We start from the raw sequence: 18,146 nt of genomic DNA on the forward strand, positions 1-18,146 counted from the left end.
TCCGCTCAGCGCCGCTCGGGTGACATAGCCGCGACCACTCCATCCAGCTGATTCTGGCGGGCGATCTCCAGGGCCGTATAGCCACCGGAGTCAACCTTGAGCGGATCGGCGCCGCGCTCGAGCAGCAAGAGCGCCACGTCGGCGTGCTTGCCGGCGGTAGCCGCATGGAGTGGCGTGTTCGCCAGCGCGTTCCTCGAAACCGCGTCAACCGGCGCGCCCGCGTCGAGCAGGACGCCGGCGGCGTCCCGGTGTCCGAAAAACGCTGCGAGGTGCAGCGGGGTCCAGCCGTCGTACGCATGCACGTTGACGGAAGACGCGTTCAGCCGGCGGCGCAGATCCTCCACCCGCCCCATCGCTGACGCGGCGAACACGTCGATCTCCGCGCCTGCCTCGACCACCGCCGCGACGACGTCGTGATGCCCACGGTACAGCGCAGACATCAGCGGCGACTCCCCGCCGGGCAGACGCTGGCTCGCCAGCAGGAAATTGCCGGCAAGCAGAGCCTGCACCTTTCCCAGATCCCCAGCCTTCGCTGCCTCGATGAGTGCGTCTATATCAGCCATACGTCACGACCCGTCCTTTCCCTGGCCTCACGCCCTGCGCCTCGCTTCACCGCGCCACCCGCACGGTCAGCGTTGCCGGTACCACCCGGATCTCGACCCGGCCGGGAGCGCGGCCTGTTTCACCGTCGATCTGATAGACGATCTCGCGATCGGTCTCGATCGACGCCTGCCTCACGCCTCGTACGATCATGCCGGGCGTTCGTTCGAGGCGGCCCAGCGCCGCAAACCGGCTGCTCCAGAGGCGCGCGAGCGGTGGGCGGTCCTCCACCACGATCGCCTCGAGCAGGCCGTCGTCGAGTTTCGCGCCAGGGGCGATGCGGATCCGATTGCCGAACTCGCGGCCGTTGGCGAAGACGACGAAAAGCGCCGTCGTGACGATCTCGTCGCCGTCGAGGCGAATGCGGTACCGGAGGCTCTTGTAGCGCATCAGCTCGCGCGCGGTGATGCGCAGATAGGGCCCGAGGCCCCGCCGCCCCCGGGGACGCGTGTTGAACCGCTCGGCGACTGCCGCGTCGAGCCCCGTGCCGGCGATGTTGAAGAACCGACGGCCGTCGAACTCGCCGCCATCAATGACGCGATCGCGACCGAGCAGCGCCGTGTCGATGGCGCGCCGCGGCACGGAATCGAGTCCCAGCTCGTTGGCGAAGCCGTTGCCCGAGCCGGCCGGGACGATGCCGAGCGGCGTGCGCGAACCGGAGACCGCCGACGCGATCTCGTTGATCGTGCCGTCGCCGCCCCACGCGATGACCAGCGCGGCGCCGGCGTCGAGCGCCGCCCGCGCCAGCTCGCCCGCGTGACCGGCGCGCTCGGTGAAGCGCACACAGCCCGTGACTCCCGCGGCGGCGAACCGTTCCTCGAGCAGTCGCTGGCGCACCTGCGGAGCGTCGCGCGTCGCGCCGGCACCGGCGAACGGATTGACGATCGCCACGACACCGTCTGGGGGCATGCGCGTGCGAGATGTTATAGTAACGTGCGATGATCAGGTCGTGGGTACGCGTCGTGCTGGCCTTTGCCGGTGTGGCCGCCCTCGCCGCATCCGGCGCGCTGCTCTGGTCATCTGCCGCGCGCAGCCAAGCCTCCGACACATCGTTGCGTCTTGCCGGCGACGCGAGCCGCCGCGCACTCGTCGACGCCGGCGATCTGCGCGCCGCGCAGCAGGCCTACGTCGCAGCCGGTCAGGGCGAGGATTTCTGGTTCGCTCGCGTCGCCGCGCTCTCGACGGATCTCGACGACGTCCTGGCATTGTTCAAATCGCACCTCTCGTCGCCGGAGGCGTTTGCCGCGGCCGGCGCGGCGGCCGCCGCGCTCGAGAACTTCAAGCAGCTCGACCGCCACGTGCGCGATCTCACGCACACGCATCAGCTCGCGCAGGCTTCGGACGCGATTTTTGCCGACGGCTTCGAGCTGACCGACCGGCTGACCTGGTCGATCGCACGGGCGATCGCCGCTGAAACCTCGGCGCAGGAAACGGCAGCGGCGGAGTCGCGACGGCGTGAAGCGGCAGCGCTGGGCGCAGGGGCCGGCAGCGCGGCGCTGGTACTCCTGCTGTTGGCCCCTGTACCAACGCGCAAGAGAGCGCCCGAAACGGCCGTGGCGACGTCGATCACGCTGCGCGAACTCCCAATCGACACGCCGGAACGGCCCGTCGTCGCGGCCCGCCCGGCGGCGCCGGTTCCCGCCGCGCAGGCACAGGCGCTCGATCTCGCGGCGGTGGCCGCCCTGTGCGGCGATCTGGCGCGCGTCGCCGACACCCACGCCGTGCAACCCCTGCTCGAGCGGGCGACCGCGCTGCTCGATGCCAGCGGGATCGTCCTCTGGATCGCCGATCCCGACGGACGCGAACTCTCGCCGATCTTCGTCCAGGGCTACCCGCCGCGACTGGCGAATCGACTGGGGACACTGTCGCGCGACGCCGACAACGTCACCGCGTCCGCCTATCGCACCGGACTGCTGCAATCAGTCAAAGGAGACGCCGTGTCGAACGGCGCGCTTGCCGCTCCGCTCGTCACCCCCGCCGGGTGCCTCGGCGTGATGGCGGTCGAAATGAAGAACGGCGGCGAGCAACGCGCGCCGATGCTGGCCGCGGCCACGCTCATCGCCTCGCAGCTGTCGACCCTGGTCGGGCCGCCGTCGACCCGCCGCGCCGAAGCCGCGGGCTAGTCGAGTTCGTTCCGAGGGCCGTCCCCTTCGGGCTCGCCTGCCCGGCCTCGCCGGCTTTCACATCACCGACTTGCGGTTGGCCTGCCGTGGCTCGAGCTTGCCCTTCAAGGTCTGTGGCTTGCGATCGCGCATCACGTCGAGCGTGAACTCCCCCGTGCCCTCGACGCGATCGAGCGCACGCGTCACATCGGACGTGTCGTAGACCGGGCGCCCGTTCACCGCCGTGATGACGTCTCCCGCCTTCAGCCCGGCCTTCTCCCCCGCCGAACCCTGGGTGACGGAGCGGACGAGCGTGCCGTCCTTCACGCCGAAGTACTGCGCAAGCTGATCGTCGAGCGATTCGATGCTGATCCCCAGTCGCGGCCCGGCGCCGAGTCGAAACACTTCGAACCCCAGACCCGGCGCGGGCGGCGCTGGTGGCGCGGGCGCGCGAGGCGCGGCAGGCGGCATGGGCGGGAGCGGCGGCGTCGCCAGACGCGCCAGCGGCGTCTCGAGCAGCCGCACCGAGAAGTCATCGTCAAACCGGCCCTGCTCCGCGGTGACGTTGACGGTCATCCGCTGCCCGCCACGGAAGACCGCCATCGGGAGCGTTCGTTCTGGGGGAGTCTCCTGTACCAGACGCGCGAACTGCCGCACACTGCGCACCCGCTCGCTGTCGAATTCCGTGATCGCGTCGCCCGGCTTGAGTCCGGCCTTGTCGGCTGGCCCACCCGGCTCGACGGTGTCGATGATGACGCCGCTCTTCGCGGCCTTGGCACTCGTGCTGTCCGAGTCCTCGACGTCGCTCACCGAGATCCCCAGGCGAGCCCCGCGCCCGACGTCGATCGCGTGGACGAGCCGATCGCGGCTCTGGCCCTGCACTGCTGCCGACGGAAACAGCCCCGCCGCCATCACCACCGCCGCGGCGAACGCGGCCCGTTTGCATCCGTTCATGACCGTGCCTCCAATCGTGTCAACAAGAGGTCAGACGCGGCGGATTTTGGAAAGGTTGTGCGGAGCGTCCTGCGCGCAGGTCAGCGCGTCATCTCGATCGGACGCCGGTCGAGGACAGTGCCGGCGCGAATTCGCGAATTCCGCCCGGATCCTGCGGGCACACGTTTTGATGTGGTGGGAGTCGGCCGCGCGGAATCAACGGGATGCGCTAATTAAGGCAGGCGCTGGCATCGCCGTATCCCGTCGCAAGTTGGCGATTTCGTGCGGCCACGCTCTCTCGATCGGGTGATGTGGGATCTGGTGATCGGGTGATCTCGGAGCAGAAGATCACCCGATCACCCGATCCCACGTCACCCGATCCCCCGTCACCCGGTGATCTTGACTGCCACGGCGGTCATGTCGTCGTTGGGCGGCGCGCCATCGCGAAAGGCTTCGGCACTTAGGAAGATGTCGTCGACGATCGCGCGGGGAGCAAGATGGCGGGATCGTTCGACCGTGGCGATCAAGCGCTCGGCGCCGAATTCCTCACCCTTCACGTTCATCGCCTCCGACACTCCATCGCTGCAGAAGACGAAGACGTCGCCGGTATGGAGAGCGACGCTGATCTCGTCGTACGTCGATCCCTGAAACGATCCGAGCGGCACGCCGGGCAGTTCGATCGCCGCGACGCCGTCGGCCGACGCGCGAATCGGATACGGCAGGCCGGAATTCGCCAGCGTCACCACCCGCCGCTTCAGATCGAAGATCGCGTAGCAGAGCGTGCAGTAGTACTCCTCGAGCTGCCGCTGATAGAGGATGGTGTTCACCGACGAGAGCACGCTGGCCGGCCCCGAGCGATCGGGCAGGAAGCGCCGCCGGAACGTGCGGCCGCGGATCAGCTCCGCGGCAAACACGCTGTAGAGCGCGGCGGGCACTCCCTTGCCGGAGACGTCACCGAGCGCCACCGCCAGGGTGTTGGCTTCCGGCGACAGGAAATCGTGGAAGTCGCCGCCCAGCTCGCGGGCCGGCGCGAAGCTCGCCGCGACGTCGACTCCCTTCATCCGTTTCGGCAGGCCGACCGGCAGCAGGGCCGCCTGGACGCGCTGCGCGAAGCGGACTTCCTTTTCCAGGCGCACTTCGTTGGCCCGGACGGTCTCGTAGAGCCGCGCATTCTCGATCGCCACCGCCGCCTGGCTGGCGAGCAGCGTCAGGATCTCGACGTCGCGCTTGGTGAACGCATCCAGCTCCGGACTCTCGAGATCGAACACCCCGATGCAGCGATCCTTCAGCAGCATCGGAATCGCCAGCTCCGACCGGACGTCGGCCACCACGTTGATGTAGCGAGGATCGGCCGCGACGTCGGGCACGAGGACCGGCTCCCTGTGCAGCGCGGCATAGCCGACCAGTCCTTCGCCGACGCCGATGCGCGGCACGTCGACCTTCTCCCCGTACTGGACGGCAATCTTGATCTCGAGTTCCGCCCGCTCCTCGTCGAGGAGCCACAGGCCGAACGTCCGGTAGTCGATGACCCGGCGCGTCGCGTGCGCGATGCGCGAGAACAGCTCTTCGACGTCGAGAACCGACGCGACGTCGCGGCCGATCTCGGCCAGCGTCTCGAACGCGTCGGCGTCGCTGCGCACGCGCTCGAAGAGCTGCGCGTTGACGATGCTGACGGCGACGTGCGCGGCGAACTGGCGCAGCAGCTCGACGTCGGCGGCGGCGAACTGGTCGCGGTGGCGGCTGAGGATGTTGAGCGCGCCGATCGCCCGCTTCTTGTGCAGCAGCGGCACCACCAGCTCCGACGCCATCCCCGGCACCATCGTCACATAGCGCGGATCGCCCGCCACGTCGTTGACCATCAGCGGCATCTGGCTCGCAATCGCGGCGCCGACCAGCCCCTGGCCCGGTTTCAACCGCGACGGATCGGACTGCTGCGGGTAGCCGACGCCGTAGGCGACGCGCAGATCGCCGCGGCGCTCGTCGAGCAGGTACACGGCGAACGCGTCGAACTCGATCAGCCGCGCGATCAGGCGCGGAATCTGTGCGAGCAGCTCGCTGACGTCGAGTACGCCGGCGACCTGTCGGCCGAGATCGATGAGGGTGGTGAGCGTTTCCTGCTCACGCAGTTGCGGGGGCGGAAGCATTCGCTGGTGTCTTTTGATTATACTGGCAAGTTCATGGAGGATCTGACGCTCCCGCTCGATCACGCCACGATCGAGCGCATCCTGCCGCACCGCTATCCGCTGCTGCTCGTGGATCGCATCACCGAGCTGGAGATGGACAAGCGGATCGTCGGGATCAAGAACGTCACGCTCAACGAACGCAACCTCGCGCAAGGCGACGGCACGCGTCCGGTGATGCCGCCGACGATCCTGACCGAAGCCATCGCGCAGGTCGGCGCCATCCTCATCCTCGCCAAGGCCGAGAACCGCCAGCGCCTGCCGTTCTTTGCCGGCATCGAACGGGTGCGCTACCGGCGTCCCGTCCACCCCGGCGACGTGGTGGTGATCGAAGCGGTGGTCAAGCGACTGCGCAGCCGCATGGGCGTGCTGCACGGCATCGCGCGCGTCGACGGCAAGGTGGTCGTCGAAGGCACGATGACGTTCGCGCTCGGCCCGGCCCGGTCCTGACGCCGGGCGCTATTTGAAAACCAGCACGACCCCGAACAGCTTCGAGCCGCGCGAGGCCCACACCGCCCAGGGCGCATCGGGACGGTAGTAGCGGATCATGTCGAGCACGGCCGGCGCGAGAATCAGCAGGCCGACGTAGGGCTCCTTCCAGCCGAGCGACTCGGCCATGCCGCGCGTATCGCGCTCCACCGGACCGGTGCGGGCGAACGCCGCGCCCGCATACCCAAACGAGGTCAGGACGTTGAACGCCACCACCCCTTTGGTGAATGGCGCCGACTCGTGGCGGAGGTTCCGCCGCGACGACAGGATCCATTCGTTGGTGCCTTCCTGGACCCAAAAACCCGCCGAGTCGATGACGAATTCCTTGCGCGGCGTCAGCCCGTTGTCGTGAGTGATCGCGAAAAACGGGATGCCGTGGAACGAGACCGGCTCGAGGCGGGCGTGGGCGCCGAAGATCGCGTCGAACAGCAGATGGCCGCTCTCGTGCGCGGCGAGGCCGACAGCCCCGCCGCCGAGGAACTTCAGGACATCGGATGTCGTGTCGTTCTCTGATGTGGTAGCGGGCTGCTGCGCGTCCTGCGCGCGCGCCAGCTCGGCCGTGGCGCCAAGCCCTGCAACTACAAGCACCACAACGACAAACGGCTTCGACCAAACGGAAGGGCTCGTGGCACGTGCGTTGCTCGGTAGAGCGGCACGAGCGCCGAGGGTGGCGCGAAGGAGACGAGGAACAATGCTCGAAACGATTGCGGTCATCCTGATCGTCCTGTGGCTGCTTGGCATGGTCAGCGGCTACACGCTCGGCAACTTCATCTACGTACTGCTGGTCATCGCCATCGTGCTCTTCCTGGTGCGGTTGATCAGCGGCCGGCGCGTCTGACCCCAGCGCTGAACGACGGCCACGCCGCCGAACACGAGACCGGCGGCGAGGCCCATGCGCCACGTGAACGCCTCGCCGAGCACCGTCACTCCGAGTGCCACGGCGATCACGGGATTCACGTACGCGTACAGCGACACCAGCGACAGCGGCAGGTGGCGCACGGCATATGTGTAGGCCACGAAGCCACCGATCGCGGCGATCGTCGCCAGGTAGGAGAACGCGACCATCGTCCTGGTGGTGAAATAGAGCGACGCCCACTCCCCGCGCAGGGTGCCGGCCACGATCATCATCGCGCCGCCGGTCAGCATCTGTCCGGCCGCCACCCACAGGATGTTCTCTCCGCGCGCGTGGCGCTTCGAATACGACGACCCGGACGACCAGCCGACACAGGCGATCTGCAGCGAGACCAAGCCGACGACGAACCCCGCGCGCGATCCGGCGGTCGCCGACGACTTGAGTTCAGGCCAGACGAGCAGGACGATGCCGGTGAAGCCGAGCGCGAAGCCGATCGCGCTGGCCCGGGATAGGCGCTCTCCGTCCTTGCGGCAGGCCTCGACACCCGCCATCCAGAACGGTGCGGACGCGACGATCACCGCCGCGAGTCCGCTCGGCACCGTCTGCTCCGCCCACACGACACCGCCGTTGCCGAGCCCCATCATCAGGAATCCGAGCAGTGTGATGCCGCCCCAGGTCGCACGCGCGGGCGCCGGCTCGCGGCGCGCCAGCAGATACAAGGCCAGCAGCGCGCCGGCCGTGAACCAGCGCAGACCTCCCATCAGCAGCGGCGGCATCGTGTCGAGACAGATCCGGATCCCGAGATACGTGGTGCCCCACAGCAGGCACACCGCGATCCAGGCAGAGAGAGCAATTTTGCGCTCCCGCGGCGAGGTCATCGGAACCCGATCATCGCAGCGGCTCGAAGGGGCCTCGATGGATCCGTGTTCGGCTGTGCCACATCCTGGCCAGTGAAGAGCGTCGGCTCGTGCATCCCGTCCGATTATCACCCGTGGCGTGCGCGGCGCGATGCTAAGATGACGCCATGCGGTGGGCGCGGCTGGCGATCATCGGTGCGTGCCTGGCGGCGAGCGGATGCGGCAGCGACCCTGCGCCGCCTGCGCAACAATCGCAGCCGCAAACGCCACCGCCCGTCGCCGTCTCCGAGACATCGCAGCCCGCGCGCGGTTCGGATTGGCTGCCGTTGCCGGACGTCCCGTTTCCACCCGCCCGGCCGAGGGACGTCGTCGAAGCGGTCTTCCATTTCGCCGGCGACCATCCGGAAGTGCTCAGCCACATTCCGTGCTTCTGCGGCTGCGAGAACCGCGGGCATCGAAACAACGACGACTGCTTCGTCGCCGCGCGCGATGAGCGCGGCCGCGTCACCGCGTGGGAGCCGCACGGCATTGGTTGAGGGGTCTGCCTCGACGTCGCCCGTGAGGCGATGCAGATGCACGCGTCGGGCGCGCCGATCGGCGCCATCCGCGCCACCATCGAAGCGGAATATCGTCCGCATTTCTCAACGATGACCCCGACGCCCCCGGTCGGGAAGTGAGCGCGCGCGGCATGGAGCGGCCCGCGGAGCGGCTGCGCGCCGACGCGAACCCGGACGAGACGCCGGCAGGGACCAGCCGTCAGGCCGGGGCTGCCGAGCGCCAGACGATCGAAGGTTTCGCGCGCCTCTTCGAAGCGGTCCACGAAGGCGTCTACATCGGCGTAATCGACGACGCATCGACCCGCACCGCCGCCGCCAACCCCCACCTCAAGCTGATGTTCGGCTTCGCCGCCGACGCCGCCGAGAACGCCATCCGCCCGTTCGATCCCGACACCTTCGTCGACTCGCAGGCGCGCGATGCATTCCTCGCACGGCTGCGGCGCGACGGCGCGTTGACCGACTATCTGCTGCGGCTGCGCCGCGCCGACAAGGTCGCGATCTGGGTCGAGGTGACCGCGCACGTCGAAACCGACGAAACGGGCGGCCTGCGCATCGAGGCGCTGATGCGCGACGTCAGCGAGCGCAAGCGGCTCGAGGACCAGGCGCGCGACCTCTATCACCAGCTGCTCCAGGCCGAGAAGCTGGCGGCGCTCGGCCAGACGATCTCGGGGGTCGCGCACGAGTTGAACAACCCGCTCGCGACCATCCTGACCTGGGCCGAACGGCTGTCGCAGCGGCCGCCGGCACAGATCGACGAGCAGACCAGGCGCGGCCTCGAGACCATCCTCAGCGAGTCGGAGCGAGCCGCGAAGATCGTCCGGAACCTGCTGACGTTCGCGCGCAAGCGGCACACCACGCGCGCCATGGTCGACGTCAACCAGGTCACCCGGCAGACCCTCGCGCTTCGCTCGTACGAGCAGCGTCTGCACAACGTCACGGTGATCGAGGCGCTCGCCGCCGGCCTGCCGCTCGTCTTCGCCGATCCGCACCAGTTCCAGCAGGTGCTGCTCAACCTGATCATCAACGCCGAACAGGCGATGATCGGCGCCCACGGCCACGGCACACTCGTGCTCCGCACCTGGCACGACTTCGACAGCGACGTCGTGATGCTGGAGGTCAACGACGACGGGCCCGGCATGACCGAAGACGTGCAACCGAAGATCTTCGATCCGTTCTTCACGACGAAAGAGGTCGGCAAAGGGACCGGGCTCGGGCTGACCGTGGCCTACGCCATCGTTCAGGAGCACGGCGGCCGGATCACGGTGAACTCGATGCCTGGAAGCGGCGCGTCGTTCCTCATCGCGCTGCCGGTCACCGACGCGCCGGTCAAGCCGATTGCGCCACAGGGCGCGGCCGCGCCGGATGGGGGCGCGGGATCCGTCGTGTTGGTCGTGGAAGACGAGGAGGCGCTCGGCGCCGCCGTGGCAGAGTCGCTCTCAGACGCGGGGTTCACGGTCGATCGCGCCCGCGACGGCGCCGAGGCGCTGTTGCGGGTCGAGGCGCGGATCTACGACCTGATTATCTGCGACCTGAAGATGCCGCGCGTCGATGGTATGACGTTCTATCGCACGCTCGAGCGTGAGCACCCCGAGATCGCGCGTCGGATCGTTTTCGTCACCGGCGACGTCGCCGGCACCGAGGCGGAGCAGTTTCTCGAGGAATGCGGCTGCCGCTGGCTCGCCAAGCCGTTCCGCCTGCGCGATCTGCTGCGAACCGCCAGAGAGAGCGTCGGCTAGACTCGCGCGTATCCCAACGTAGAGCCGCACACGCTCCAGATCTGCCTCGCCGCGCCGGGCAGATCCGGAAGGTGTGCGCGTCGGCCTACTGCGCGGCCGCGAGGCGTCCAGCCGCCACCAGGCGCCGCCGGGGCGGCGTCTTCGCCACAGCCTTCTTGTAGGGAAGGACGACGGCCGGGACATCCGCCCGCACCGTCGTCTCCGTCGGTCTGGTCTTCTTCAAGCGCAGCATCGTCTGCTGGAACGAGATGATCGCCGGACGCATGGCGCGGGCGGCCTCTTCCATGGAGCACTCGGCGCCGAGCGCCGTGCGGAGGCGCTGAACGGCGCGCGCGTGCAACTGGCTGACGCGCGACTCGTTGACGCCAATCGCGGCGCCAATCTGTTTCATTGTCGCTTCCTGATAGTAGTAGAGGCCGATCACCTTGCGCTCGCGCGGCGGCAGCGAACCGATGGCGGCGCGCACGCGCTCGCGGACCTCGAGATCCTCGTATGCGCGATCGGGCGCCGCCGGCTCGGAGGGCACGAGTGCCGTCGGCAGCGTCGACCCGTCGACTTTGTCGCCCGCCGATAACGGCGAGGTCGACTCGATGGTGTTGATACGAACGATCGTGCGGCTCAGCCGCGCTTCGTCGGACCCGACGCGCGCGGCGAGATCAGCCAGCGACGGCTCCGAGCCGAGCTCGCGGCGCAGTTCCTCGCGCGCGGCCTCGAGCTCCCGCCGCTGACGACGCACGCCGCGGGGCCACGCGTCCCGGCGCAGCGCGTCGATCATCGCGCCTCGCACCCGGCGTTCGGCAAACGTCTCGAACTTGATCCCGCGCGCCTCGTCGAAGCGGAAGGCGGCGTCAATGAGGCCGAGCATCCCATCCTGCACGAGGTCGCCGAGCTCAATCGAGTGCGGCATGGACGAGGCGACACGCCGCGCCAGCGATTCCACGAACGGAAGTCCGGCGGCGATGCGCTCACGTTGACTGGCGACGAGTGGCTGACGCTGCATGGGCTCGGTCTCCTTTGGCGCCTGCACCGGGCTGGTGCGGGACGCGATGGCGATAAGCCCAACCGCAACGAAGGTACCAGCTAGAAAACGAATGGAAAGCGAAGACTGGCGCGACGACGGTGAAGCCCGTAACATACTCGTGTAGAAGCAGTTACTTTCATGCCTCCATGTGCATGTCTGTGAAAGCGCAGGAAGGCGCCGTCATAAATTTGACGGCAAACGGGTCGTAGTGTCAATAAATTGGCTGGCGGAGGCGCTTCGCGGGGCTTACTTGAGACGCTGGCGGATTTCGCGCGCGGTGGCCATCGCGTCGAGCACGCTTCCGACGACTTGAGAGGCGCGGGCGCGCCCCATCTCGTCGGCGCTCTTGGCCTCGAGCAGTTCGGCGTTGGCGAGGATGATCCCGAGCTGGTTGTTCAGGCGGTGGAACAGGAGCCCGAGATCGCCGCCGTCTTCCACGGTCGAGCGGGAACGATTGTCGGCGGCCGGCATCATGAGGCTTCTTTGCGCGTCAGCTCCCCGCTGCGGCCTGGCTCGCGCCAGAGCGTGTCGACGAAGATGCGGACCGAGCCGCCGGCCGTGCGGACGTACTCGACCTTGCCGCTGGCGATCCAGTTGTAGATGGTGCGCCGGCTGACACCAACCAGCTCGCACGCCTTCATGATTGAAATGGTCTTGCGATCCATCATCATTTTTCCGTCTGGGGGCTTGGCCCGCAGACTCCCTGCACGCTCTCGCGCGCGCCGATTCGCCGGCGCGCTCCGGTGGCGTGGCTCACTCGCTGCGCTCGTTCCTGTGTACTCGCGAGACGGCCTCGTGCAGCCCGCGCTGGGTTCGTTGAAAGTTATCGGAGGCGGGCCCGATCGCCTGTAGGCCGTTGCCCGCAGCCGATGGTTGACCGCGATCGAGACGGGTGTCAAAATACCGCCGCCCGATTAAATGCCTGAAAACGCGAAACATCTGCTGCTCGTTGACGACGAGGCGGCTTTGCGGGAAGCCATCGCGGAACGGCTCGCCGACCACGGATTCGTCGTGGAGCAGGCCGGCAGCGGCGAGGAGGCGCTCGCGCGCCTGGCCGCGTTTGCCTTCGACATCATCGTCACCGATCTGCGCCTGCCTGGCGTCGACGGACGCGCAGTGCTCGACGCCGCGCTCGAACGCTATCCCGAGATCATCGCGATCGTGATCACCGGCTTCGGGACGGTCAAGGACGCGGTCAACAGCATCAAACAGGGGGCGGCTGACTTCATCACCAAGCCGTTCCAGTTCGACGCGCTGCTGCACGTCCTCAATTCGGCACTCGAACAGCGCCGTCTCCGATCCGAAAACGCCTATCTTCGTTCTCAGCTCGAGGAGCGCTATCGCATCGACGGGCTCGTGGGTCGGAGCCGGGTGATGCGCGATCTCTTCCAGTTGCTCGAAACCGTGGCCGCCACCTCGAGCACCGTACTGATCACCGGCGAGACGGGAACGGGGAAGGAGCTGGCCGCGCGCGCCATCCATCACAACAGTCCGCGGCGCGGTAACCGTTTCGTCGCTATCAACTGCAGCGCCATCCCCGAAACGCTGCTCGAGGCGGAGCTCTTCGGGCACGTGCGCGGCGCGTTCACCGGCGCGGTCGGCACGCGGCAGGGACGTCTGGAACAGGCGCACAAAGGAACGTTCTTCCTCGACGAGGTGGGCACGATGAGCGCGTCGCTGCAGGCGAAGCTGCTGCGCGTGCTGCAGGAGCGGGAATTCGAGCGCGTCGGCGACTCCCACACCGTCAAGATCGACGTCCGCGTCATCGCGGCAACGCATTCCGACCTGCCGAAGATGGTGCACGAGGGGACCTTCCGCGAGGACCTCTTCTACCGCCTGAACGTCATCCCCGTGCGTCTGCCGTCGCTGCGCGAGCGGCGCGAGGACATCCCGTTGCTGGCGCAGCATTTCCTGGAGCGGCTCGGCGCGGAACAGTTACCGCCCAGAAGCGTGACGATGTCGCAGGAAGCGCTGCGGCGGCTGATGGATTATTCGTGGCCGGGCAACGTCCGCCAGCTCGAGAACGTCGTCGAGCGGGCCATGGCGTTCAGCCACGGACGCACGCAGATCGACGTCGCCGATCTCGGCACGGAGATCATCCAGGCCGCGGCGCACGAAGCCGAAGATCGCTCGGCCTGGTTTCCCGACGATGGCCTCGACCTGGAGAAATACATCGAAGACGTCGAGCTGACGCTGATCAAACGCTCGCTGGAGCGGACGCAGGGTAACAAGGTGCAGGCGGCGCGCCTGCTCAACCTGAAGCGAACCACGCTCATCGAAAAACTGAAGCGCCTCGAACGCGGAACCGAGGCATGACCACGCGACGCGAGCCAGCACTGCGCGCGCGTTCAAGGGAGTCCGAGGGGCCACGCTCCTCGGATCAGTACTAAATGCCGCCACGTTTCACCTACTGGACGATCATCTTCGGCGGACAGGCCACGGCCTTCCGTTCCGGCACCCGCGACGAACTGCTGCCGACGTTCAAACAGATCCAGGCGAAGCAGCCCGACGCGCAGCTTCGCTACTTTGCGCGCGGCAAGCTCTGGTACTCGGAAGAAGAAGCGCAGGCCGCGATGATCCGCGAGAGGACGGACCGCGAAGGAAAGCGAAGGGGCGAAGGAGACCGCCAGGGCCGGTGGAGACCGCGCCACGAAGATCGCCCTCCGCAGGGAGCGGACGAGAAGAACCCCGCCGAGGGCCGTCCACCAAAGCCCGAGGGCTGGAAGCCGCGCGGAGAGGGCCGCCCTCCGCAAAGCGGCGTATGGAAGCCAAAACCCGACGGCTGGAAACCGCGTGCTGACTTCCGCGAGAGGAAGGACCGGGAAGATCGCCCTCCGCAGGGAGAAGACGGGAAGACGCGCGACGAGAGCCGGCCGCCACGGCGCGAAGGCTGGAAGCCGAAGCCCGATGGCTGGAAACCGCGTGCTGATTTCCGCAAGCGGGAGGGCGGCGACCGGCCGCCCCGGCGCGAAGGCTGGAAACCGCGCGGCGAGGGTCGTCCGCCACAGAGCGGCGGCTGGAAGCCAAAACCCGAGGGCTGGAAACCGCGTGCCGATTTCCGCGAGCGGAAGGACCGGGAAGATCGCCCTCCGCAGGGAGAAGACGCGAAGACGCGCGACGAGAGCCGGCCGCCACGGCGCGAAGGCTGGAAGCCGAAGCCCGACGGCTGGAAACCGCGTGCCGACTTCCGCAAGCCGGAGGGCGGCGACCGGCCACCCCGGCGCGAAGGCTGGAAGCCGCGCGGCGAGGGTCGTCCGCCGCAGAGCGGCGGCTGGAAGCCAAAACCCGACGGCTGGAAACCGCGTGCCGATTTCCGCAAGCCGGAGGGCGGCGACCGGCCGCCCCGGCGCGAAGGCTGGAAACCGCGCGGCGAGGGTCGCCCTCCGCAGAGCGGCGGCTGGAAGCCAAAGCCCGACGGCTGGAAACCGCGTGCCGATTTCCGCGAGAGCAAGGACCGGGAAGATCGCCCTCCGCAGGGAGAAGTTGGGAAGAAGCACGACGAGAGCCGGCCGCCGCGGCGCGAAGGCTGGAAACCGCGCGGCGAGGGTCGCCCTCCGCAGACTGGTGGCGGAAAGCCTCCAGGTGAAGGCGGGAAGGCGGATACCGGTGGTGGGGATCGACCGCGAGGGCGCGACTGGCGGCCCGGCGGCGAGCACAAGGATCCGCGCGCGCAGTTCAAAGTGCCGCGCGACGTGAAGCGTTCGCGGATGGCGAAGAAGTTCGGCTGGAAGAAGAACAAGGACGAGAAGTGATCATCCACATCGTCCTGCTGCAGCCGAAGCCGGATCTGACTGACGCGCAGCGCGCGGCGGCGTTCGAAACGATTCAACGATCGGCGGCGGATCTTCCCGAGGTCCGCCTGCGGCTTGGTCGCCGCGTCAAGCACGGACTGCCGGGCTACGAGCAATTCATGACGCAGGCATTCGAGTTCGCGCTAACCGTGGAAGTGGACGACATCGACGCGCTGAAGCGCTATCTCGAAGCGCCAGCGCACGTCGCGCTCGGCGGCCTGTTCTACACGGCGACCTCGGCGGCGCTGGCGTACGACTACGAGTTCGACTGAGCTTGTCCGAGGCGTCTCGATCAGCGCCGCGACGCCCTCGGATGACACCAGATCGAGAGCGCGTGTCGGTGAGTCCGAGGGGCGGCGCCCCTCGGATGAGAGACGTAACTAGACCGGCATCGACACGCCGAAGAACTCGGCAACGATCTCGCGAAGCCGCGGCAGGGAGTCGGCGCTGTTGATCGCCGTCCGGAGATGCGAGCCGTTGTCGAGGCCCTTCGTGTACCAGGAATTGAGGGCCCGCAGCTTGTTCACGACCCAGCGGTCGTGCCCGCGGGCGACCTGGTTGGCCCGGGCGACTGCGTCGGGGGACGGAGTCTCGGACCGTGTCGGCGCCACGTGGCGGAAGCCCTTCGCTTCGCCGTTCCGCTCGTGCAGCAGCAGCTCGATGTACTCGAGCAGGAAAAGGCCGCGCTCTGCGTGCGTGATCTCTCGCGGACGCTCGCCGCGCGCGACGCTCGCCGCCTGCTCGAAAATCCACGGATTGCGCAGCGCGCCGCGGCCGACGAGGACGCCAGAAACGCTGGCGTCCGTCAGCCTCTCGACGAGCTGCGAGGGCTCGACACAGTCGCCGCTGCCGAACACCGGGATGCCGACACTGGCGGCGACGCGGTTGATCAAGGCCCAGTCAGACGACCCGGTGTACGACTGCGCCGCGGTGCGTCCGTGGACCGCCAGCGCCGCCGCGCCGGCGTCTTCCATCCGCTTCGCCAGGTCGGGCGCGTTGATCTCGGTCGCGTCCCAGCCGGCACGCATCTTCACCGTCACCGGGATCTTGACGGCCCTGGCCATCGCGGCAACGACCGACTGCGCGTGTTCGGGTTCGCGCATCAGGCTGCAGCCGGCGTTGTGCTTGGCGATCTTCGGAACGGGGCAGCCCATGTTGATGTCGACGATGTCGGCGCCCATGCCTTCGACGATCTGCGCGGCGTCGGCCATCTTCTCTGGATCGCCGCCGAAAATCTGGATTGAGACGGGACGTTCCTCCTCGGTGTACTCCGCGTACTCGAGGGTGCGATCGATCCCGCGCACCAGTCCTTCCGAACTGACCATCTCGGTGACGACGAGACCGCAGCCGCCGCGCCGTTTGACGAGCCGGCGGAACGCCGTGTCGGTCATCCCCGCCATCGGGGCGAGCGCAAACGGCTGATCGAGATTGACGGCACCGATTTTCATGATCAATCGAGGGCGCTCGGCCCCCGGACTCCTCTACGCGTTCAGTACGCCCGAATGTCCGCCGCATCGACTTCGACGCTGACCGCCTGACCGATCAGATCGACCGAGAGCACGAGGCGGGCGTGGGCGCCCTTACGCGCCAGACGCCCGACTACCCCCTTCAACGGCCCGTGGACGACCTCCACCATCGCCCCTTCGCGAATCAGCGGGCACGGATCGAACTGCAGCTCGCTCTGGACGAGCGTGCGGATCGACCGGATCTCATGGTCGGGAATCGGCGCGATCTCCCCGTCGAACGAGACGATGCTCACGACGCCCGTGCACTTGAGCACGGGGAGCCGATCGCGTCCGTCAAAATGCGCGAAGCAATAGCCGGGAAACAGCGGCCAGTCGATCTGCTTCTTCCGGTCCTTCCAGCGGCTCCAGCGGGTGATGGTCGGCAGAAACGCCTCCAGCCCCTTGCGCTCGAGCTGTTCCCTGACGACCTGTTCATGACGCGACCGCGTCCAGATCGCGTACCACGCCTGCCTAGCCGACGGGCTCGACGGCAATCTGCTTCTCGTAGACCTTCTTCAGCTCCTGGTTCTTCCACTCGATGATGGCCTGCGTGCGCAGGCGGGCCAGGAACTTGTGCATCTCGGTCTGCGTCCGTTCGCCCGCCACTTTGTCGGCGATCAGGTCGCGGACGCTGTCGAAGGGCTGCAGCGCCGCCGCCTTCATCGTTTCCAGCTTGAAGATCTGGTAGCCGCGCGCCGTGCGGATCGGCTGCGTGATCTCGCCCGGCTTCATCTTGTCGACCACCGCCTGCATTGTCGGCGACATGTCGTCGTGCGAGAAAGGACCGATCAGGCCGCCGTTGGCTTTCGACGGCGAGCTCGACCCCTCGGCGGCGAGCTTGGCGAAGTCCTCGGCGCGAAGGGCGCGCGCGCGGAGATCGTTGATCTTGGCGAGGGCGGCCTGGTCGGCAGCGGCGGTATCGCCGCCGGTGGTCGGAACCTCGACGAGGATCTCGCGGAGCGTGATTGCCGCCGCGTCCGTGAACTCCTCCGGATGCCGCTGATAGTACTGGCGCGCCTCTTCCTCGGTGATGGTCAGCTTCGAGCCGACTTCCTGCCGCTGCACCTGCTCGATGATCATCTGCTTCTCGAGGCTCTTGCGCAGGTCGTCGGGCGTCATGTTCTCCTGCGCGAGCGCTTCCTGAAACTTCTTGTCGTCCTGCAGCCCCTGCTCCTTGCGGATATTGGCGACGACCGCTTTGAACTGCTCGTCGGTCAGGTGCAGGTTGAGGTCCTTGCCGTGCTGCAGGAGCAGCAGCTGATCGATGGCGTCGACCAGCACCTGCGGGGTGATTTCCGCGAGCATCTTCTTGAGCTGCTCGTCGTTCTTCAGCAGGTTCGGGTCGACGTTCTGGCCGTTCAGACGCTGGCGCAGGACCGCCACCTGACGCTGTTCGAGCTCGGTCTTCGTGATGATGTCGCCGTTGACTTTCACGAGCACCTGTTCGATCACTTCGGCGCGCGGCACGGCGCTCGAAGCCACGACCGCCGCCGCCGTCAACGCGAAAAGCAGTTTCTTCATT

The 18,146-nt window shown here is 67.7% G+C and carries 20 protein-coding genes; 8 read left to right on the forward strand and 12 right to left on the reverse strand.

Annotated features, from left to right (window positions below):
• Positions 1–5 precede the first annotated feature (5 nt).
• The gene (locus tag VGI12_10495; protein HEY2433091.1) at positions 6–563 is read right to left on the reverse strand and encodes an ankyrin repeat domain-containing protein; all 558 of its coding nucleotides are present in this window, start codon (positions 561–563) and stop codon (positions 6–8) included.
• Positions 564–609: 46 nt separating this feature from the next.
• Positions 610–1,509, reverse strand: a complete 900-nt coding sequence (locus VGI12_10500) for a diacylglycerol kinase family protein (protein HEY2433092.1) — start codon at positions 1,507–1,509, stop codon at positions 610–612.
• 29 nt (positions 1,510–1,538) lie between these two features.
• Between VGI12_10500 and VGI12_10505 the strand changes: the two genes are divergently transcribed.
• Positions 1,539–2,723: a hypothetical protein gene (locus tag VGI12_10505; GenBank protein ID HEY2433093.1), complete on the forward strand. Its 1,185-nt coding sequence runs from the start codon at positions 1,539–1,541 to the stop codon at positions 2,721–2,723.
• Between the two features lie 57 nt (positions 2,724–2,780).
• On the opposite strand, the gene VGI12_10510 is transcribed toward VGI12_10505, so the two are convergent.
• Entirely contained in the window at positions 2,781–3,656 is an 876-nt protein-coding gene (locus tag VGI12_10510; GenBank protein ID HEY2433094.1) for a PDZ domain-containing protein, read from the reverse strand.
• A gap of 365 nt (positions 3,657–4,021) precedes the next feature.
• The gene (locus VGI12_10515; protein ID HEY2433095.1) at positions 4,022–5,779 is read right to left on the reverse strand and encodes a GAF domain-containing protein; all 1,758 of its coding nucleotides are present in this window, start codon (positions 5,777–5,779) and stop codon (positions 4,022–4,024) included.
• Between the two features lie 6 nt (positions 5,780–5,785).
• Here VGI12_10515 and fabZ point away from each other — a divergent pair, with 6 nt between their 5' ends.
• Positions 5,786–6,265 (forward strand): 3-hydroxyacyl-ACP dehydratase FabZ, encoded by a 480-nt coding sequence (gene fabZ / locus VGI12_10520; protein ID HEY2433096.1) that lies wholly within the window; start codon positions 5,786–5,788, stop codon positions 6,263–6,265.
• 9 nt (positions 6,266–6,274) lie between these two features.
• Here the strand turns inward: fabZ and VGI12_10525 are convergent, their stop codons facing one another.
• Positions 6,275–6,892 carry a hypothetical protein gene (locus VGI12_10525; GenBank protein HEY2433097.1) on the reverse strand — a complete coding sequence of 206 codons (618 nt, stop codon included), beginning with the start codon at positions 6,890–6,892 and terminating at the stop codon, positions 6,275–6,277.
• Positions 6,893–6,995: 103 nt separating this feature from the next.
• Between VGI12_10525 and VGI12_10530 the strand changes: the two genes are divergently transcribed.
• A complete protein-coding gene (locus VGI12_10530; protein ID HEY2433098.1) occupies positions 6,996–7,142 on the forward strand; it encodes a lmo0937 family membrane protein in 147 nt (48 codons plus the stop codon).
• Here the strand turns inward: VGI12_10530 and VGI12_10535 are convergent.
• Positions 7,076–8,035 (reverse strand): EamA family transporter, encoded by a 960-nt coding sequence (locus VGI12_10535; GenBank protein HEY2433099.1) that lies wholly within the window; start codon positions 8,033–8,035, stop codon positions 7,076–7,078. The genes VGI12_10530 and VGI12_10535 overlap by 67 nt on opposite strands.
• Positions 8,036–8,181: 146 nt before the next feature.
• Between VGI12_10535 and VGI12_10540 the strand changes: the two genes are divergently transcribed.
• Both VGI12_10540 and VGI12_10545 read left to right on the forward strand, forming a co-directional pair.
• Positions 8,182–8,691 (forward strand): PCYCGC motif-containing (lipo)protein, encoded by a 510-nt coding sequence (locus tag VGI12_10540; GenBank protein HEY2433100.1) that lies wholly within the window; start codon positions 8,182–8,184, stop codon positions 8,689–8,691.
• 11 nt (positions 8,692–8,702) lie between these two features.
• Positions 8,703–10,307 carry an ATP-binding protein gene (locus VGI12_10545; protein HEY2433101.1) on the forward strand — a complete coding sequence of 535 codons (1,605 nt, stop codon included), beginning with the start codon at positions 8,703–8,705 and terminating at the stop codon, positions 10,305–10,307.
• A gap of 85 nt (positions 10,308–10,392) precedes the next feature.
• Here the strand turns inward: VGI12_10545 and VGI12_10550 are convergent, their stop codons facing one another.
• The 3 genes from VGI12_10550 to VGI12_10560 form a co-directional block, all read right to left on the reverse strand.
• Positions 10,393–11,307, reverse strand: coding sequence for a FliA/WhiG family RNA polymerase sigma factor (locus VGI12_10550; GenBank protein HEY2433102.1), 915 nt, complete (start codon positions 11,305–11,307; stop codon positions 10,393–10,395).
• Positions 11,308–11,574: 267 nt separating this feature from the next.
• On the reverse strand, positions 11,575–11,799 hold the full coding sequence (locus tag VGI12_10555; protein HEY2433103.1) for a hypothetical protein: 225 nt from the start codon (positions 11,797–11,799) through the stop codon (positions 11,575–11,577).
• A complete protein-coding gene (locus VGI12_10560) occupies positions 11,799–11,993 on the reverse strand; it encodes an excisionase family DNA-binding protein (GenBank protein HEY2433104.1) in 195 nt (64 codons plus the stop codon). Before VGI12_10560 ends, VGI12_10555 begins: the two co-directional genes overlap by 1 nt.
• Before the next feature lie 253 nt (positions 11,994–12,246).
• On the opposite strand from VGI12_10560, the gene VGI12_10565 reads away from it, so the two are divergent.
• From VGI12_10565 to VGI12_10575, 3 genes are all read left to right on the forward strand, one after another.
• Complete coding sequence (locus VGI12_10565; GenBank protein HEY2433105.1) at positions 12,247–13,644, forward strand: sigma-54 dependent transcriptional regulator; 1,398 nt, start codon at positions 12,247–12,249, stop codon at positions 13,642–13,644.
• Positions 13,645–13,718: 74 nt separating this feature from the next.
• The gene (locus VGI12_10570) at positions 13,719–15,080 is read left to right on the forward strand and encodes a hypothetical protein (protein HEY2433106.1); all 1,362 of its coding nucleotides are present in this window, start codon (positions 13,719–13,721) and stop codon (positions 15,078–15,080) included.
• Positions 15,077–15,391 (forward strand): Dabb family protein, encoded by a 315-nt coding sequence (locus tag VGI12_10575; GenBank protein ID HEY2433107.1) that lies wholly within the window; start codon positions 15,077–15,079, stop codon positions 15,389–15,391. Before VGI12_10570 ends, VGI12_10575 begins: the two co-directional genes overlap by 4 nt.
• Positions 15,392–15,499: 108 nt before the next feature.
• Here the strand turns inward: VGI12_10575 and dusB are convergent, their stop codons facing one another.
• Genes dusB through VGI12_10590 form a run of 3 tightly spaced genes read right to left on the reverse strand, consistent with a single transcriptional unit; the run spans position 15,500 to position 18,145 of the window.
• The gene (gene dusB / locus VGI12_10580) at positions 15,500–16,567 is read right to left on the reverse strand and encodes a tRNA dihydrouridine synthase DusB (GenBank protein HEY2433108.1); all 1,068 of its coding nucleotides are present in this window, start codon (positions 16,565–16,567) and stop codon (positions 15,500–15,502) included.
• Positions 16,568–16,608: 41 nt separating this feature from the next.
• Positions 16,609–17,118, reverse strand: coding sequence for a UpxY family transcription antiterminator (locus VGI12_10585; protein HEY2433109.1), 510 nt, complete (start codon positions 17,116–17,118; stop codon positions 16,609–16,611).
• Positions 17,096–18,145 carry a peptidylprolyl isomerase gene (locus VGI12_10590; protein HEY2433110.1) on the reverse strand — a complete coding sequence of 350 codons (1,050 nt, stop codon included), beginning with the start codon at positions 18,143–18,145 and terminating at the stop codon, positions 17,096–17,098. The genes VGI12_10585 and VGI12_10590 overlap by 23 nt, the downstream gene beginning before the upstream one ends.
• Position 18,146 lies beyond the last annotated feature (1 nt).

The sequence above is a fragment of the Vicinamibacterales bacterium genome (assembly GCA_036496585.1).
In the GTDB taxonomy this organism is placed as follows: domain Bacteria; phylum Acidobacteriota; class Vicinamibacteria; order Vicinamibacterales; family 2-12-FULL-66-21; genus JAICSD01.

Excerpts from the sequence above, each read along its gene's own strand:
- VGI12_10550 (HEY2433102.1), bottom strand. The coding sequence starts at position 11,307 with ATGCAGCGTCAGCCACTCGTCGCCAGTCAACGTGAGCGCATCGCCGCC.
- VGI12_10530 (HEY2433098.1), top strand. The coding sequence starts at position 6,996 with ATGCTCGAAACGATTGCGGTCATCCTGATCGTCCTGTGGCTGCTTGGC.
- VGI12_10555 (HEY2433103.1), bottom strand. The coding sequence starts at position 11,799 with ATGCCGGCCGCCGACAATCGTTCCCGCTCGACCGTGGAAGACGGCGGC.
- VGI12_10505 (HEY2433093.1), top strand. The coding sequence starts at position 1,539 with ATGATCAGGTCGTGGGTACGCGTCGTGCTGGCCTTTGCCGGTGTGGCC.
- VGI12_10495 (HEY2433091.1), bottom strand. The coding sequence starts at position 563 with ATGGCTGATATAGACGCACTCATCGAGGCAGCGAAGGCTGGGGATCTG.
- VGI12_10500 (HEY2433092.1), bottom strand. The coding sequence starts at position 1,509 with ATGCCCCCAGACGGTGTCGTGGCGATCGTCAATCCGTTCGCCGGTGCC.
- dusB (HEY2433108.1), bottom strand. The coding sequence starts at position 16,567 with ATGAAAATCGGTGCCGTCAATCTCGATCAGCCGTTTGCGCTCGCCCCG.
- VGI12_10560 (HEY2433104.1), bottom strand. The coding sequence starts at position 11,993 with ATGGATCGCAAGACCATTTCAATCATGAAGGCGTGCGAGCTGGTTGGT.
- VGI12_10565 (HEY2433105.1), top strand. The coding sequence starts at position 12,247 with ATGCCTGAAAACGCGAAACATCTGCTGCTCGTTGACGACGAGGCGGCT.
- VGI12_10515 (HEY2433095.1), bottom strand. The coding sequence starts at position 5,779 with ATGCTTCCGCCCCCGCAACTGCGTGAGCAGGAAACGCTCACCACCCTC.
- VGI12_10545 (HEY2433101.1), top strand. The coding sequence starts at position 8,703 with ATGGAGCGGCCCGCGGAGCGGCTGCGCGCCGACGCGAACCCGGACGAG.
- VGI12_10535 (HEY2433099.1), bottom strand. The coding sequence starts at position 8,035 with ATGACCTCGCCGCGGGAGCGCAAAATTGCTCTCTCTGCCTGGATCGCG.
- VGI12_10590 (HEY2433110.1), bottom strand. The coding sequence starts at position 18,145 with ATGAAGAAACTGCTTTTCGCGTTGACGGCGGCGGCGGTCGTGGCTTCG.
- VGI12_10510 (HEY2433094.1), bottom strand. The coding sequence starts at position 3,656 with ATGAACGGATGCAAACGGGCCGCGTTCGCCGCGGCGGTGGTGATGGCG.
- VGI12_10570 (HEY2433106.1), top strand. The coding sequence starts at position 13,719 with ATGCCGCCACGTTTCACCTACTGGACGATCATCTTCGGCGGACAGGCC.